Annotated in this window: 11 protein-coding genes and 1 pseudogene; 5 read left to right on the forward strand and 7 right to left on the reverse strand. The window is 62.8% G+C overall.

All coding sequences use genetic code 11. From position 1 onward, the window contains the following. The first annotated feature begins 5 nt into the window (after positions 1-5). On the forward strand, positions 6-1,748 hold the full coding sequence (locus RP6297_RS00290) for an efflux transporter outer membrane subunit (RefSeq protein ID WP_306303466.1): 1,743 nt from the start codon (positions 6-8) through the stop codon (positions 1,746-1,748). Positions 1,749-1,769: 21 nt separating this feature from the next. Here the strand turns inward: RP6297_RS00290 and RP6297_RS00295 are convergent, their stop codons facing one another. The 6 genes from RP6297_RS00295 to RP6297_RS00320 are packed head-to-tail and all read right to left on the reverse strand — an operon-like array spanning position 1,770 to position 9,794. After that, positions 1,770-2,036 (reverse strand): PAAR domain-containing protein, encoded by a 267-nt coding sequence (locus tag RP6297_RS00295; protein ID WP_012760890.1) that lies wholly within the window; start codon positions 2,034-2,036, stop codon positions 1,770-1,772. Between the two features lie 5 nt (positions 2,037-2,041). After that, on the reverse strand, positions 2,042-2,704 hold the full coding sequence (locus tag RP6297_RS00300) for a hypothetical protein (protein WP_037027982.1): 663 nt from the start codon (positions 2,702-2,704) through the stop codon (positions 2,042-2,044). Further along, entirely contained in the window at positions 2,701-3,831 is a 1,131-nt protein-coding gene (locus RP6297_RS00305; RefSeq protein WP_037027984.1) for a DUF6708 domain-containing protein, read from the reverse strand. The genes RP6297_RS00300 and RP6297_RS00305 overlap by 4 nt, the downstream gene beginning before the upstream one ends. Further along, the gene (locus RP6297_RS00310; RefSeq protein ID WP_037027986.1) at positions 3,828-6,416 is read right to left on the reverse strand and encodes a T6SS effector BTH_I2691 family protein; all 2,589 of its coding nucleotides are present in this window, start codon (positions 6,414-6,416) and stop codon (positions 3,828-3,830) included. Before RP6297_RS00310 ends, RP6297_RS00305 begins: the two co-directional genes overlap by 4 nt. Before the next feature lie 4 nt (positions 6,417-6,420). After that, complete coding sequence (locus RP6297_RS00315; RefSeq protein WP_037027989.1) at positions 6,421-7,323, reverse strand: DUF4123 domain-containing protein; 903 nt, start codon at positions 7,321-7,323, stop codon at positions 6,421-6,423. Between the two features lie 2 nt (positions 7,324-7,325). After that, a complete protein-coding gene (locus tag RP6297_RS00320; RefSeq protein WP_037027992.1) occupies positions 7,326-9,794 on the reverse strand; it encodes a type VI secretion system Vgr family protein in 2,469 nt (822 codons plus the stop codon). 178 nt (positions 9,795-9,972) lie between these two features. On the opposite strand from RP6297_RS00320, the pseudogene RP6297_RS00325 reads away from it, so the two are divergent. Then, positions 9,973-10,119 (forward strand): annotated as a pseudogene (locus RP6297_RS00325) (TolC family protein); the annotation flags it as partial. A 281-nt stretch (positions 10,120-10,400) separates the two neighbouring features. Here RP6297_RS00325 and panE read toward each other — a convergent pair. Then, complete coding sequence (panE, locus tag RP6297_RS00330) at positions 10,401-11,354, reverse strand: 2-dehydropantoate 2-reductase (RefSeq protein WP_037027993.1); 954 nt, start codon at positions 11,352-11,354, stop codon at positions 10,401-10,403. Between the two features lie 166 nt (positions 11,355-11,520). Here panE and ttcA point away from each other — a divergent pair, with 166 nt between their 5' ends. The 3 genes from ttcA (at position 11,521) to glmS (ending at position 16,130) form a co-directional block, all read left to right on the forward strand. Further along, positions 11,521-12,468, forward strand: a complete 948-nt coding sequence (ttcA, locus tag RP6297_RS00335; RefSeq protein WP_037027994.1) for a tRNA 2-thiocytidine(32) synthetase TtcA — start codon at positions 11,521-11,523, stop codon at positions 12,466-12,468. Positions 12,469-12,806: 338 nt separating this feature from the next. Continuing rightward, positions 12,807-14,174: a bifunctional UDP-N-acetylglucosamine diphosphorylase/glucosamine-1-phosphate N-acetyltransferase GlmU gene (gene glmU / locus RP6297_RS00340; RefSeq protein WP_037027995.1), complete on the forward strand. Its 1,368-nt coding sequence runs from the start codon at positions 12,807-12,809 to the stop codon at positions 14,172-14,174. A gap of 117 nt (positions 14,175-14,291) precedes the next feature. Further along, a complete protein-coding gene (gene glmS, locus RP6297_RS00345; RefSeq protein ID WP_037027997.1) occupies positions 14,292-16,130 on the forward strand; it encodes a glutamine--fructose-6-phosphate transaminase (isomerizing) in 1,839 nt (612 codons plus the stop codon). The last annotated feature ends 7 nt before the right edge of the window (positions 16,131-16,137 follow it).

Consider the following 16,137-nt stretch of genomic DNA (forward strand, 5'->3'; position numbering starts at 1 on the left):
TGTGGATGCTGCGGATTTCGTGGGGCGAGGGGAGTGATGTTGGTGGTCCATCCCCTGTTTCGTCCCCTGCCGGGGCCGACTTACTTGCTTTGTCTTGCCAAAGAAAGGTAAGCAAAGAAAGGCGCGCCCGAGATGGCGACTTCCCCTTGAATTTATGTAACCGGGCGGAGACGGGGAAAACTCGCTTCGCTCAGACAGTTCCCCGTCTTGTTTCCGCCCGCTTACACAAATTCAAGGCGCCATCTAGGGCAGGGTACGGCCAAACCATCGGTGGGCACCTATTGGCGGTGGGGCGTGCGTTGTTGGGTGGCGAGCGGTTGCTTGGCGTTGTGATTGTTGCCGCGTTATCTCTGAGCGGCTGTGCCGTCGGTCCCGATTTCAAAGCGCCGGCGGGGCCTGCGGCTAACGGGTATTCCGCGCAGCCCGTCTCGCGCGAAACCGCATCCGCGCCCGTTGTTGGCGGGGAAGCGCAGCATCTTGTCGATGCCAACGTGCCGGCCGATTGGTGGCGCCTGTTCCGGTCCCCCGCGCTCGATGCGTTGGTGGACGAGGCGTTGCGCGCGAGCCCGACGGTCATGCAGTCAGAGGCGCGCTTGCGTCAGGCGCAGGCCGAAGCGCAGGCGCAGTTCGGCTATGCGTTGCCTTCGGTGGATGGCACCGTGTCGGCCGTGCGTCAGCAGATCAACCCGGAGGCGTTCGGTTTCAACACGCCCAAGCCGGGGCCGTTCACGCTGTATTCGGCGTCGCTGTCGGTGTCGTATGCGCTGGATATTTTTGGCGGCGTGCGCCGCGCGCTGGAAGCATCGCAAGCGCAGGTCGATACACAGCGTTATGAGCTGGAGGCGGCGCGGCTGTCCCTTGCGGGCAATGTGGTGACGACGGCGGTGCGGATTGCCGCGCTGGAAGCGCAGATCGCCACCACACAGCGATTGGCGGCCGAGCAGCGCAAGCAGCTGGAAATCACTGAGCGGAGGCTGAGCGTGGGCGGCGTCGCGCAGGTCGATGCGTTCTCGCAGCGCACGCTCGTCGCGCAGACCGACGCCACGTTGCCGCCGCTCACGCAACAGGCCGCGCAGCAGCGGCACCGTCTATCGGTATTGCTGGGCCGCGAGCCCGGCGCCGGCTTGCCGGAGCTGCCGTCGCTTGACGCGCTGCATTTGCCCGATCCGCTGCCGGTGTCGCTGCCATCCACGCTCGCGCAGCGACGCCCCGACATTCGCGCCGCCGAAGCGATGTGGCACGAAGCCAGCGCCAACGTGGGCGTGGCCACGGCCAACCTGTTCCCACGCATCACGTTGTCCGCAGGGTTGGGTTCGGAAACCATCAGCTTCCGCAACCTGTTGGGCGCCGGGTCGAGCATCTGGAACCTGGGCGCCGGGCTCACGCAGCCAATCTTCCACGGCGGCACCCTGCGCGCGAAAAAACGCGAAGCCGAAGCCGCCTACGATGCAGCCGGCGCCGCCTACAAACAAGCCGTACTGCAAGGTCTGCAAGAAGTGGCCGACGCCCTGCACGCCGTCAACAACGACGCCCAAACGCTGCAGGCCCGAGCGCTGGCAACCGACCAAGCGCAACAGACCCTGCGCGCCGCCGAAGCTCGCCACGCCGCCGGCGGCATCAGCACGCTAACGTTGCTGGACGCCCAGCGCCAGGTCGATCAGGCCACGCTGCAACAGGTGCAGAGCCAGGCGGATCGGTTGCTGGATTCCGCCGCGCTCATGCAGGCGTTGGGTGGCGGTTGGCAGTAGCCTCTGCGTGATACTGGCGCGCTATATGACGACGGCGCTGCCGTCTCCGATGAGCGTCGCGCCGCATTCCGTCATGTCGCCGTGAAGGGCTGCGGGCTGGCCATCAATCAGCATGTCTGAGCTGACTTTACTGATGCTGTTTGGGCCATGAAGGGGGCAATCCACCATGTCGTGCAGGCGGGCAATGGGTTTGCCATCCAGCAGACTTTCTGATGAGCCTGTGGTGACGTGTCCGCCGTGCGAGTGTTGGCAGCCGACAGTGATCATGCTTCCTTGTAGTTCATCCATTGGTGCTACCTCCTACGATTTGGCGGGCGTTTCAGAATTTCTAGCGGGATGTACGGCACGAAGTGCCAGTTTTCCGCCTCGGGGTCGAATAGCCCAATCTGATCTGCATCGCTCGGCACGAGGCCGCGAACGTGATTCGCCTTATGAAAGGCACTGTGCATTGTGTGTGTGATCTGCGCCTGCTTCCACGTGGTGGATATCCGCTGTGCGGTTTCCTGCCAAGCGAAGAGGCCGACGCCCTCATGCAGATGATTAATCTCGCGCAGGACATCATCTGGAAAATCTATGCACAGTTCGTCTTGGTCAAGCTGAAGTCGGATGTCCCGCTGTAAGCGGTAGCTGACCAGGGGAGATTGCTGACCATCCAATAGTTGCGCGTCCTTTGCACGAAAGCCGCAGAGGATTTCCAGCGAGACACCTGCTGGAAATGCCGCCCTCAGGTCCTGGGGGCGAAGCGAGTCCAGCCGGATTGATCGGTACTCGCAATCGGGATTGTCCTTGCGGACCATATCCATCATGGCGTCAAACGGCGATAGATAGCAGCCCAGTACGGCACCACCGTCATCTTTGAGCGCGCGGATCAGCAGCGAGGTTGTGCTCGTGCCGCTTGGCCCTCGATCCCTCGCAAGCACCACATACAACACAGGCGTCGTGGTGATCGTTGTCATGTGCTCGCCTCCGCCAGTTTCTGAATAAGTGCCTCCGCCTCGGCGCGCGTGAGAACGCCTTCCCGCCGCCGGTATTTCTCCAGCGCCAGCATCCGGTCGATGTCATCGCGCGAGGGGTGGCCATTGGGGCCACTGGAAAAGCCGATAAAGTCATCGGCATAGGGGCGGGCGTAAGGGTCGTTCGGCTCGGGTTTGCAGGCCGCTTCGATCTCGGCGGGCCACCCGGGGTCGCTGCAGGTGATGAGCGTGAGCCAGCGGCAGGTCGCCTCCAGCAAGGTGAAGGGCAACATGACGTAGCGCATGGATGCAAAGAACAGATCGGTAAACCTCGGCCCCCAGCAGATTCTGTAGCCTTCGGCAAAGGTCTCGCGCGGTGCCCAGAAGCGGTAGGGCTCGGGCAGGTTGGCGGGCCCGTCTTGCATATAGCGTCGGAAGTACTCCCATTGCAGTTGAGCCTGCTCGACGGTGAACACCATTTGCCCGAGCACAAAGGCACGCACCACGTTGCCGTGTTCGTCCAGCGTGTAATGGCGCACGTCGTACATGTCATAGCTGCGCTTAAAGCCGCTGACTTTGCGCTTGCCAATGCAGAAGAACTCCTCGTTGCTCCAGGGCACTTCCCAAATGCCGTCAGGGTCCTTGGTGCGGATGGCGTAGATACGGCGGGTCTTGCGGTTCAGGCGGATGGGGCGGCGCTTCAGGGTAAAGAGGTTGCGGCGCAGGATGTCGTATCCGACAGTGCTGAAAAAGGCGGTGAACGCCACGAATGTGACCACACCCAGAATCGTCCAGAACCAATAGCCGTCTTGAGCCATTGTTTGAGGGCTATCGACAAAAGGGCCGGCCACCCACATGCCACACCAACCCAACGAGAATGCCGTGGCCGCTATGCAAATCACTGATCCCAGCCCCATGATCTGAATTTGGTCCTGCGCGTCATCGATGATTTCCAGACAAGTGGAGTCGATGCGATACACATTGCCCATTTCTTCCACGGTTTCAAGCACGGGCCTGTCAATGCGAAGCCGATGTTGCATCTCCCATTCGCCAAGCGGCTTGCCTTTCTGCTTGGCATAGATCGACTGCGGCAAGCGCTCATCCTTGCTCGGAAACGAAATCTTGATCACCTCGGTTGCTCCTCTTCGACTCGAATCCCGAGTTGGCTGAAGGCAAACGACTCGTCTTCCATGCTGGGGAACTTGGGTTCGCCACCGGGTGCGCTGAAGCGGCAGCGCTGTGCCCACTTCAGGGTGGCAGGGGCGTCCACGATGCTGATGCCGACGTTTACCCCGAAGAGCACCACGAGGAAGGGCCAGGCCATGCCGCCGACAAATCCCGCAGAAACGGCTGTCGCGGATAGTCCAGAGATGGCAGATCCGGCATACAGGGCCGTGAGGAGGATGTTCCCTTTCTGAGCTTCCTGGACCGTATGAACCCCATCCCACCCGATCCCCACGAGCGCGCCAGCGAAGCCAATCCATCTCCCTCGCTGAGCCAGTCGCTGGCCCTTCGCAATCCACTCTTCTTGAGGTATAGCCCGCATGACCCGCGCCACAAACGGATGAGTCGGTGCCTTCTCAACCAAAATGCCCGCCTGCTCCATGAGCGTGCCGGTCATGGAGACCAGCCCGCCCATCAGCTTCATGCCTGTCTCCTCTTCATCAAACTCCCCCGCTGCGCGGAAGGACTGCGTGGCATGGAACAACGCCAGGCCCTGCAAGATGACGGACACCGCGCCGATATTCACGTGCCGCGAGCCGAGCACCGCGCGCACCTGCTTGAGGCCGGGCACTTCGTGTTGATCGCGCAGTTGTAGCGAAGCCAAATCCTTGGCGGCCGCCAGATCGCGTTTGTCGTACCAGACGAGGTTGCTGTTAGCCGCCATGCGCTTGGCGCGCCTAGACACCACCACGGCTTCCTCGCGCCGGCGCGAGCGACCCAAATGCTTGTAGAGCGCGGGATTGGTGGTGTTCAGGTCATGGAGCACCGTGTGCCGGACGCTCATGACGTCGCGACTGATTCCCACTAAGCGCACGCCGCCCGCCAGGCTCAAGCCATTGAGGAACATCCTGGCGGTCTTGGTGTGTAGAGAATGGGCTAGCGCCGGAATGATCTGGTTGCCCAGCACCCAGGTCAGGCGCGGCATGAGGCCGATCTTGCTGAGCTGATCGGGCAGCGCCATGGCTTTGGAGGTCTGATCGAACTTGTCCAGAATCGCCTTGAATGTCTCCAACATGGCGGCGAGGCCCTGGTCGGTGTAGCCGGCGGCTGTCTTGATCAGTTCGTCATGGTTCAAGTGCAGTCCACGCGCCAGCAGATTGCTGGGGTTGAGCGGATTGGCCTCGTCACACCATCGCTTGACCACCCCTAGGCATTCGGCATTTCCCACGCCGTGTTCGAGGCAGCGTGCCATCGCCTCGTTGTACACGCAGCCGTGCGCAATGTCGCGCGAGTCGTGGCGGTAGGACATGTACTGCTCCAATTGGCCGCTCATCAGCCACTGCGCGTGCGACCTCGCAATCGGCGCCAGAATCGTTTCATTGAGGGCCTTCAGACGCGGCCCGTGGTCTCGATGTCGCATGCTTTTGTCCAGCACCTTCGCATACGGTTTCCATGCCGCCTCGGCAACGTCCTCCTGCTTGGTCTGACGGTCTGCCTCGCGTTCGGCATCTTCCCGCTTCCACCGTGCGGCGGTCTTTTCCGGCGAGAAGACCGCAGACAAGAACTCATACGTTGGGTACCCCTCCAGCGTTACGCCGTTGCGCTCGTTCTCCACGGCCGCGTCCTCGGCCTCCTTGGTCATATTGCGGACCGCGTTCTCGCGGATGTTGGCCTCCAGCGCATTCAGCAGCAAATCGGTCTTCTTGTCCCAGACGACACCGTCGTGCGCCTTGGGGTGCAGCACGTCATTGGAAAGCAGCGCCAGGTCTTCCGTCATCGCCAGCGGGTCATTGCATGCCAGCATGAGCGCATGTCCAGGGGAGGCGCGCTCCATTGCCAGGGAGAGGATGGCGCCGGCCGCTTCGCCAATGAGATCAAGGCGGTCACCGGCCTTGATGCGCGGCGGTGCAGACAAATGGCGAAACGCCTCGTCCTGATCCTTAGGCGGCATGGCAAACGAGGCCACATGCTTGCCGAGTTCGGTCGAGCGCGCGGCGTGGGGCTGATTGGCGCTGTCCAACCAAGCCTGCACGTTGAGCATCTGCATATGTTGAGCGCGCACCTCCGGCTTGAACTTGTTTTCATCAAGCTGCGCCGGTGTCCAGGCCACGTGGGAGTACGCATACCAGACCCGCGTTGCACGCTTTGGGTCGGGAATCGTGAAGTACATCGACATGTAACCGTGCCCGATGCCCACGCTGCAAGAGAACTCCGTTGACACTCTGGGCGGTGTCGGGCGCTCGGGGATGATCTTCCACAAATGCCCGCCGTTCACCACGAGATAGCAATCCCAGTGCAGCGTGGCCTCATGGAAGACATACAAGAAGCCCGGCCGCATGGTGCGCAGCGTGTACTGAGCACCGCCACCGAGTTGCGTGGGTGCGTGCTCGATGTGGAAGTTGCCGGCCAGGGGTGGTGCGCCTTCCTTGTCTTCTGGCCCGACCACGGCATAGCGCACGGGCAGCACGGCTAGGCCTGGCCTGCGATCGCAAAACGAGCAGCCATGCACCGGTGGGGTGAAGCGGTCTACAGCGGATTGGATGTTGATCATGATGTTACGAACCGGTGAACTGTTTGGCAGTGCGCGCCATGATCGTCATGAGTTTCCAGTCGTCGCGCGTGAGCACAGCCAGTGCCTGGCGCAGGGACAACTCCCCACTGGCAACGGCAGGCCATACGGCTTGTAGCTTGGGCTGGTCTTCAAACGGGCGGCCGAAGGCGACCGCGTGGGTGGCGTAGGTCTGGCGATCGCTGTCGAGCGAAAGGTGCAGGGTTTCCGCGGCGTGGCGCAGTGCCCGATCAACGGCAGGGGCCTGCGAGACAGAAGGCTTGGCATTGAAGGCAACGCGTGCCAACGCACATTCGATGCACACAGCGTTTTGCACCGTGCGCCATTGCTTTGCGTCGGGCCACCACGGGCGAGGGTCGGCGTCGGTGGGCTCGGACGCCGAGGGCCGTTCCAGTTCGTACCAGTCTCCGGCCCATGCAAAGCCCCATTGCTGGCAAGGGCCGAACAGCGCTTGTAGCTGCGCTGGACGCAGCAGCCAGGCCATGTGGATGAAGACGCGCGGGTCGTAGAAGCGCCAGAGCGCACGCCCTCCCGCATGGTCGGTGCCGGTCAGGCGGGCCGCCAGATGGTCGGCGACTTCATTTGCAGGTGCGGGCCCTTGTAGCCGGGCGCAGACAAACGGTGGGTCGCCGCGTTGGGCGCTCTGCCAAGCTTGGGCCAACAATGCTTGTTGCATGTGAACCGGGGTTTCGCTCAGGTTGAGCAACACCGGCATCAGGTGGGCGTTGTCGCCGATGCCGGCCGGCAGGCATTCCAGCAGAGGCAGTTCCGATAGGTCCAGTAACGCCGGATCATGGTTGAGCAAATCCAGTATCAGAATTCCGCTGTCCCATGTTTGTGGCCAGTCTTTCGGCCTGATGTGGCTGGTTGAGAATTGGGTCATCAGCATCCTCAATGCAGCGGCACGGCACCCGCGCCGCTGGCGGCTGCGCCCTCAGCCAGGTGGGTGCAGAGCTTGGTGGTGGGCATGGCGTAGGGGGCCGCTTTGGGGCCGGTGAGCAGCTTGCTGCCCGAGTAGACCGCCCACTTGCCGGCCGACAAGTTCTCGATGCCTTCCGGTGTGATGCGAATCTCATTGCCGCCCACGTTCAAGCGGATGCCCTTCTTGCCGCTGATCTCGACCCAATCCGTCGTGGAAAGAAGGCGAAGTACCTTTTGCGCGACCAGGTTCATCGCATCCGATTGCGCTTGCACCTCGACCTTGCCCTTTGCGGAGAACAGCTTGATGCCATCGCGCTGCACGAACAGCGAAAAGCGCTCAGTTGCGGTGGCATACAGGCCACCGCCGGAAGAGAACGACAGGTGTTGCCCGCTGGTCAGCGCGATGTGTTCTCCGCTGGCGACATGCGTGCTACCCGGCGCCGAGGTTGCGATGCCCGCTTGGCTGGCAATGGCGATGTGTGGCTCGCGGAATTCGGCCAGCTTGCCGCCGCCCTGGATTGCCTCTGCCTGCAGGCGCAGCGCTTTGGCGACCTCTTTCTGCTGGCCGGCTTGGGCCTGTGCGTTGACGGCGCTTTGTGCGAGCGAGTCAGCCAGCGTGAGCGCCTCCTGCATGAGTGCGATCACGTCTTCAATGCTCATCGCTCCGCCATCGGCCTTATCGCGCCGGTGGGTGGTGAGCAGCAAGCCCAAGGCGGCCCGAAGCGAGGCATGGCCATCGGTTCGTGCCTCCAGCCCCTCGCCACGCTTATCCTGACGGCCGGCATGATTGGGTATCCCGGTGAGGTACCCCATGCTGATCTGCGAGGTCAGGTGGTCTGACGAAAGTTGCGCCTGAATCTGCCCCTTTGTGTCGTCAAAGACTAGGTGGTTGCTGCGTGAGCCCTCGTGCTCGCGCGTGCGGATGCCGGTCAGGACATGCTGGTCCGGCAGGCGCCAGGGGGGCATGTTCAAGCTGTTGGCGACGGCGCCCGTAATGATGGGCTTGTCCGGGTTGCCGCCGTCCAGAAAGCTGACCAGCACCTCCGTCCCGATTCGCGGAATGCTGATCTGCCCATACTGCGAACCGGCCCACGAGGTGGACACCCGCATCCAGCAGGCCATTTTCTTGAAGCGATCCCACGGAAACTCGACCCGGACCCGCCCGTACTGATCCGCATGGGTGACGTGGCCATCCGGACCGACAACGGTCGCGCTTTGCGGGCCTGTGATGACCGGCCACGGTGTGTTGCGCGCTGGCCGGAAAATCTCATGCGTTGGGTGGCACTCGAACTCGACGCGGCAATGCCAGCGCTGGCCCTCACCTGAAGCTGCAGCCACATCTTCGAGCGTCAGGTTGGCCCCGATCACCACGTATTCGCGGTTGGCTGCCTTCTGCGGGTGTCCTTGCAGTACGAAAGTATGGCCGGGGATGACTGCTCGCAGATTGCCCGTGCCAAAGCAGCGCAGGCCGCGCGAGCGAACCGCTTCCATGCGGATGCGCGCAATCATGTCGCCCTCGTTCCAGGGGCGGTTGTCGGTGGTCGGCTGCGCGTGCTCACTCGGGAAGTCGTAGACCTCCTGATGTACGTTTCCACTGTTCATACCCGTGTCGCGCGGGTCGGAACTGCTGGCGGTTAGATCGCCACGCGGCTGCGTAAAGCTATAGGCACTCGTCGTGTACTTGCCCGCAACCACTGCGTCGACGACGGCAAAGGTGTCCAAGTGTTCCTGATCCGGCTTGAAGTCCGGCGGATATACCTCCAGCGTGTGATATGCCTCGCTGGCAGGGCGCCGGTAGGCACCTGGCATGTCGGCGAGGATCAGCCTGTGCTTGCCTTCCACATGTTCGAAGAACCATGAAATGCCCCAATGTTCCATGAGGCGGGCGATGAAGGCGTAATCGCTCTCGTCGGCCTGGGTTCGGTAGATTCGCCTGGGATACTTCGCCGTGTCGAGGCGACGCTCCACCGGGAAGTTGTACGCCGACAGGACTTCTTCAATGACCTCAATATCGGTCTTGTTCTCAAAGATCCGGCTGTTCCGGTTTTGCGAAGCAATCCAGAGCCAGGGGCGCAGGGTCAGGCCGTAAACAAAATGACGGCCCTCGGCACGCAAGTAGCGAGCGCGGTCTACGATGCCGCTGATCTCGCGCGAGCCGGCACCGACGCCGCCATCTAACCCCGTTCCCATGCCGTCCAGCTCGACGCGCACGGTCAGCTCACGGCCATTCATGGCGCGCAGATCGAAATTGCCTTCTGGGCCGCCGAAGTTGTAATCCTTGTCAGGAGTTTTCAGCTCGACTTCGTATTCGTACAAACTGCACAGGTTTTCTGTGCCTTGCAGGCGAACGAACGTGAAAAGCGGTTTGCCCATGACGTCCGGCAGCGCAGGGCCGCTGACAGAAACGGTGCGTGCGGAAACAGGCAAATGACTGCCCATGCGAACTTCTCCCTTGGCAATTGAGGTGCGTGGCGGAGGGGGGCGCTTTGCCGTCACGACTCATCTGATCGAAGGCAGGGAGGTTTTCAGATTCGCAGAAAAAAGCTCATAGGAAACATCTGAATTTAATTCAAGGGAATTAAATTCAGATTTATTGAAATGCAGAAAATGGGGGGGCTATGCCGCAGGCGGCGTCACCACGCTCGCGCTGCTCGATGCGCAACGCCAGGCCGATCAGGCGACGTTGGAGCAGGTGCAGAGCCGCGCGGACAGGCTGCTCAACTGTGCCGCGCTCATGCAGGCGTTGGGTGGCGGTTGGCAATAAACCCACGACAAAGGGAAACCAAATCGACAACCCAAGCCTTCAGTCGGTGTGGCCGTACCCTGCCCTAGATGGCGCCTTGAATTTTCGTAAGCGGGCGGAAAAAAGACGGGAAACTGTTTGAGCGCAGCGAGTTTTTCCCGTCTCCGCCCGGTTATGAAAATTCAAGGGGAAGTCGCCATCTCGGGCGCGCCTTTCTTTGCTTACTTTCTTTGGCAAGACAAAGAAAGTGAGTCAGCCCCGGCAGGGGATGAAACCGGGGATGAACCACAAACGCAAAACAATCAAACAGCCGCCCGCAACAATCGCTGCTGATAAGCCTGCAAATGCGCAAACGCCACCCGCAGCAGCGACACATCAACGCCCAACGCCCGCCCGCGGCGCAGCATGTCTCCCACGATGTGATCTGCCTCCACACGCCCGCCACTCTCAAGATCCCGCAACATCGATGCCGTCAGCGGTGACCCAGCCTGCGTCAGCACATTCAGCGCACGTTCGCGCGCCGCCTGCCGATTCGGATACCCCGACGCCGCAGCCACGCGCTCGCACGCCAAGAACATCGCTTCATTCAGCGCAGCGCCCTCGTCCGTGGCGACGATTTCGCCCACCGTTGCCCGCATCAGGCAAGTCATCGCGGCCAGAGAAGTGAGGAACGTGAACTTCTCCCACATGTCCTGCATGACGTTTTCGGCGAGCACCGAATCAAAGTTGGCCGTGGCAAACACGTCGCGGATTGCTTCGGTGCGCTCGCGCGGCGCATGCGGCGTGCGCTCGCCAAAGGTGATGGAGTGCACGGCGGCGCCTTGGCCATTGCTCAGGTGCAGCACGGCACCATCCGGCGCACTCGTCGCACTGATGTGGCACAGCCCACCCAGCACGCGCGATTCCCCGAACGCGGCATCAAGCCGTTCCAGATGCGCCAGACCATTGAGCACCGGCAGCACCACCGTGCGCTCGCCCACCACGGGGCGGATCGCGGTGATGGCATCTTCCAGGTCGTATGCCTTGCAGCTCAGTAGCACCAGGTCGGCGCGGCCCCAAGCCGTGGCTTGGTCCGCGGTGATGGTCTGCACGGGCAATTGCGCATCGCCGTGCGGGCTGCGAATCACGAGACCGTGTTGGCGCAACCGCGCCGCGCGCGCGGGCCGCACGAGAAACGTCACGTCCGCGCCGGCCTGGGCGAGCCGCCCGCCAAAATAACCGCCGGTGCCACCGGCGCCAAGCACCAGAATCCGCATTGCTGTCGTCATGGGGTTCGTTTCCATCGAGCAGAAGATAGGCAAACGATTCTAGGCCTGTTCGCGTGACCCTGCAGAGGGCGCCCCGTGCGCGCTAAAATGCTGATTTTCCTCACAATTTGACGCCCGTTCGGCCATTATTCAGCGCTGGCGGGGTCGAGATGCCATGACGTTTTCCAATAATTTCCACCGCCTCGAAACCCGACTGCAGTCGCAGGTTGGCCGCGCCATCGGCGACTTCAACATGATTGAAGACGGCGACACCATCCTCGTGTGCCTGTCCGGCGGCAAGGATTCGTACACGATGCTGTCGGTGCTGATGGCGCTGCAGAAGCGCGCGCCGGTCGATTTCAAACTGATCGCGATGAACCTCGATCAGAAGCAGCCGGGCTTTCCGGAAGAGGTGCTGCCCAACTACCTGAAGAAGCTGGGCGTGGAGTATGTGATCGTCGAGGCGGACACGTATTCGATCGTCAAGGAGAAGGTGCCCGAGGGCAAGACCACGTGCTCGCTGTGCTCGCGCCTGCGCCGCGGCGTGATCTACCGCACGGCCAAGGAGCTGGGCGCCAACAAGATCGCGCTGGGTCACCACCGCGACGACATCGTCAACACGTTCTTCCTGAACATGTTCTTCGGCGGCAAGATGAAGTCGATGCCGCCCAAGCTGGCCACCGACAACGGCGACCACATCGTCATTCGGCCGCTCGCCTATTGCGCGGAAAAGGACATCGCTTCGTACGCCCGCGCGATGGAATTCCCGATCATTCCGTGCAACCTTTGCGGCTCGCAGGAAAACCTGCAGCGCAAGAAGGTCAAGGAGATGCTGCTGGAGTGGGAGCGCCAGACACCGGGCCGCATCGACAACATCTTCGCTTCGCTGCAAAACGTCGTGCCGTCGCACCTGGCCGATACCGATCTGTTCGACTTCAACGGCCTGACCACGGGCCTGGCGAAGATCGGCGAAGACGCGCTGTTCGGCCAGACCGCCTACGACCAGGCCCCACTGGTGTTTGCCGGCTCGCACGATGACCGGATCGAGTTCGTGCGGTTTGAGCGCAAGCCCGGCGACAAGTCCGCCGAGCAAGCCGTGCCCGGAGAGGCGGCGGCAAACTGAGCGCAGCCCGCTCCATATCGAGTGTCGTATGGCGCACTCATGCGCGCGGCGCGCCATTTCGCACGTCCGCCATCCGTCCGACCGGCCGGCGGTCTACCCGTCTCGGTCATGGCGCGATTGCAACAATTCCACCGTTTGACCGGTTCAGGGGGAGGGCGGGCCCCATGCTAAAATTTTTCCATCTGTGTCTTATACGCCGCAAAAGCGCCCCGCAGAAGGGTTTGCAGGCGGTCCGGCCATCCTGAGGGGAGGTGGCGGGCGGTGGGTTACAGGCAGCCATTCCCGGTGCCGGCAACCCGTCGCAGGCTATCGCTTCGAGTCACTCTAGGAACCTCCTTGTGAATATCGTCATCCTGGCTGCAGGCATGGGCAAACGCATGCGCTCCGCCCTGCCGAAAGTGCTGCACCCCCTGGCCGGCAAACCGCTGCTGGCGCACGTCATTGAAACCGCCCGCACCATGTCGCCGACGCGGCTGGTGGTCGTGGTGGGCCACGGTGGCGACCGGGTGCGCGAGATGGTCGGCGCGACCGACATCGCCTTCGCCACGCAAGACAAGCAGCTTGGCACGGGCCACGCTGTCATGCAGGCCGTGGACCAGCTCGACGAGAGCGTGCCCACCCTCGTGCTCTACGGCGATGTGCCGCTCACCCGCGCTGAAACGCTGAACGCCCTGGTGGGCGCCGCCGGCAATGACCACCTGGGCGTGCTGACCGTGCATCTGGGTGACCCGACTGGCTACGGCCGCATCGTGCGCGACGCCGCCGGCCGCATCACGCGCATCGTCGAGCAGAAAGACGCCAACGAAACGCAACTCGCCATCCATGAGGTGAACACCGGCATCCTGGTGTGCCCGACGGCCAAGCTCAAGAACTGGCTCGCGACGCTGTCGAATGACAACGCGCAGGGCGAGTATTACCTGACCGACGTGATCGAGCGTGCTGCCAGCGAAGGCGTGCCCATTACGTCCGCGCATCCGCTGGCCGAGTGGGAAACGCTGGGCGTGAACAGCAAGGTGCAACTGGCCGAGCTGGAGCGCATTCACCAGCGCAACCTCGCGCAGCAACTGCTGGAAGACGGTGTGACGTTGATCGACCCGGCGCGCATCGACGTGCGCGGCAAGCTCACGTGCGGCCGCGACGTGGTGATCGACGTCAACTGCATCTTCGAGGGCAGCGTCACGCTGGCTGACGGTGTGCGCATCGGCGCTAATGCGGTGATCCGCGATGCGGCGATCGAAGCCGGCGCCGAGATTCTGCCGTTCTGCCATATCGAGCGTGCCAAGGTTGGCGCCGACTCCCGCATCGGCCCGTACGCGCGCCTGCGCCCGGGCACCGAGCTGGCCGAAGACGTGCACATCGGTAACTTTGTCGAGGTCAAGAACAGCCAGATCGCGGCGCACAGCAAGGCCAACCACCTGGCCTATGTGGGCGACGCCACGGTCGGCTCGCGCGTCAACATCGGCGCGGGCACCATCACGTGCAACTACGACGGCGCGAACAAATTCCGCACCGTCATCGAAGACGACGTCTTCATCGGTTCCGACACGCAGCTCGTGGCGCCGGTGCGCGTTGGCAAGGGCGCGACGCTGGGTGCCGGCACCACGCTGACCAAGGATGCGCCCGAGGGCAAGCTGACGGTCTCGCGGGCGCGGCAGGTCACCATCGACAGCTGGCAGCGCCCGGTCAAGCAGAAGAAGGAAGGCTGACAGGTTTTCTCCTGCGCCGAACAGCGGATGCCGCTTCGGCACACGAGCATCGATACTGAATTACCGAGTGCGGCGCACATAGACAGTGCTGCCGCACCCCAAACTGGAGAAATCAACATGTGCGGTATCGTTGGCGCGGTTTCCACGCGCAATATCGTTCCCGTCCTGATCGAAGGCCTGCGCCGTCTGGAATACCGCGGCTATGACTCGTGCGGCGTCGCCATTCAGCGCGATGGCCAGCTCGAGCGCGCGCGCACCGTGTCGCGCGTGGCCGATCTCGATGCCCAGGCACAGACCAGCCACCTGGACGGCGCCATCGGCATCGCGCACACGCGCTGGGCCACGCATGGCCGGCCGGATACCGTCAACGCGCACCCGCATTTCTCGGGCGACACCATCGCCCTGGTGCACAACGGCATCATCGAAAACTACGAAGCGCTGCGTGAAGAACTGAAGGCCGTCGGTTACGGCTTTGAATCGCAGACGGACACCGAAGTCGTCGCGCACCTGATCCACCAGGCCTACACGTACCCGAGCAGCAAGACGCGCGGCGACCTGTTCGCCTCGGTGCGTGCGTCGGTCAAGCGCCTGCACGGCGCTTATGCGATCGCCGTGTTTGCACGCGACAACCCCGACGTGGTGGTGGGTGCGCGCGCCGGCTCCCCGCTGGTGGTGGCGATTGGCGAGAACGAATCGTTCCTCGCATCCGACGCGCTGGCCGTGGCCGGTACCGCCAGCCGCATGGCCTACCTGGAAGAAGGCGACGTGGTGGAACTCACCCGCGAAGGCTTCACCGTGGCCGATGCAAACGACAAGATCGTCGAGCGCGAAGTGAAGGAAGTCGGCACCTACGCCGCCGCCGTGGAACTCGGCCCCTTCCGCCACTTCATGCAGAAGGAAATCTTCGAGCAGCCGCGCGCCCTGGGCGACACGCTCGAAGGCGTGCAAGGCTTTGCGCCGGACCTGTTCGGCCCCGAAGCAGCCCAGGTGCTGCCCAAGGTCGACAGCGTGCTGATCCTGGCGTGCGGCACGAGCTTCTACTCGGGCTGCACGGCCAAGTACTGGCTTGAATCGATCGCCAAGATCCCGACGCAGGTGGAAGTCGCCAGCGAATACCGCTACCGCGAAACGGTGCCCAACCCGAACGCGCTGGTCGTCGTGATCTCGCAATCGGGCGAAACCGCCGACACGCTGGCCGCACTGCGCCACGCACGCGAACTCGGCCACACGCATACGCTCGCCATCTGCAACGTGGCGACCAGCGCCATGGTGCGCGAGACGCAGCTCAAGTTCCTCACGCGCGCCGGCACCGAGATCGGCGTGGCGTCCACCAAGGCATTCACCACGCAGCTGGCCGCGCTTTACATGCTGGCGCTCACGTTCGCCAAGCTGCGCGGCCATCTGAACGCCGAACAGGAAGAAGATGCGCTGCGCCATCTGCGCCACCTGCCGTCGGCGCTGAACGCGGTGCTGGCCCTGGAGCCGCAGATCATCGCGTGGTCGGACGAGTTTGCCCGTCGCGAAAACGCGCTGTTCCTCGGTCGCGGTCTGCATTACCCGATCGCCCTGGAAGGCGCGCTCAAGCTCAAGGAAATCTCGTACATCCACGCCGAGGCCTACCCGGCCGGCGAACTCAAGCACGGTCCGCTGGCGCTGGTGACCGAGCAGATGCCGGTCGTGACCGTCGCCCCGAACGACGCGCTGCTTGAAAAGCTCAAGTCGAACATCCAGGAAGTGCGCGCGCGCGGCGGCAAGCTGTACGTGTTTGCCGACGCCGATACGCACATCCAGTCGAGCGACGGCATCCAGGTGATCCGCATGCCCGAGCACTACGGCCAGCTCTCGCCGATCCTGCACGTGGTGCCGCTGCAGCTGCTGGCGTATCACACGGCACTGGCGCGCGGCACTGACGTCGACAAGCCGCGCAACCTGGCGAAATCGGTGACTGTTGAATAAGTTTCGG

Source organism: Ralstonia pickettii (assembly GCF_016466415.2).
Taxonomy (GTDB): Bacteria; Pseudomonadota; Gammaproteobacteria; order Burkholderiales; family Burkholderiaceae; genus Ralstonia; species Ralstonia pickettii.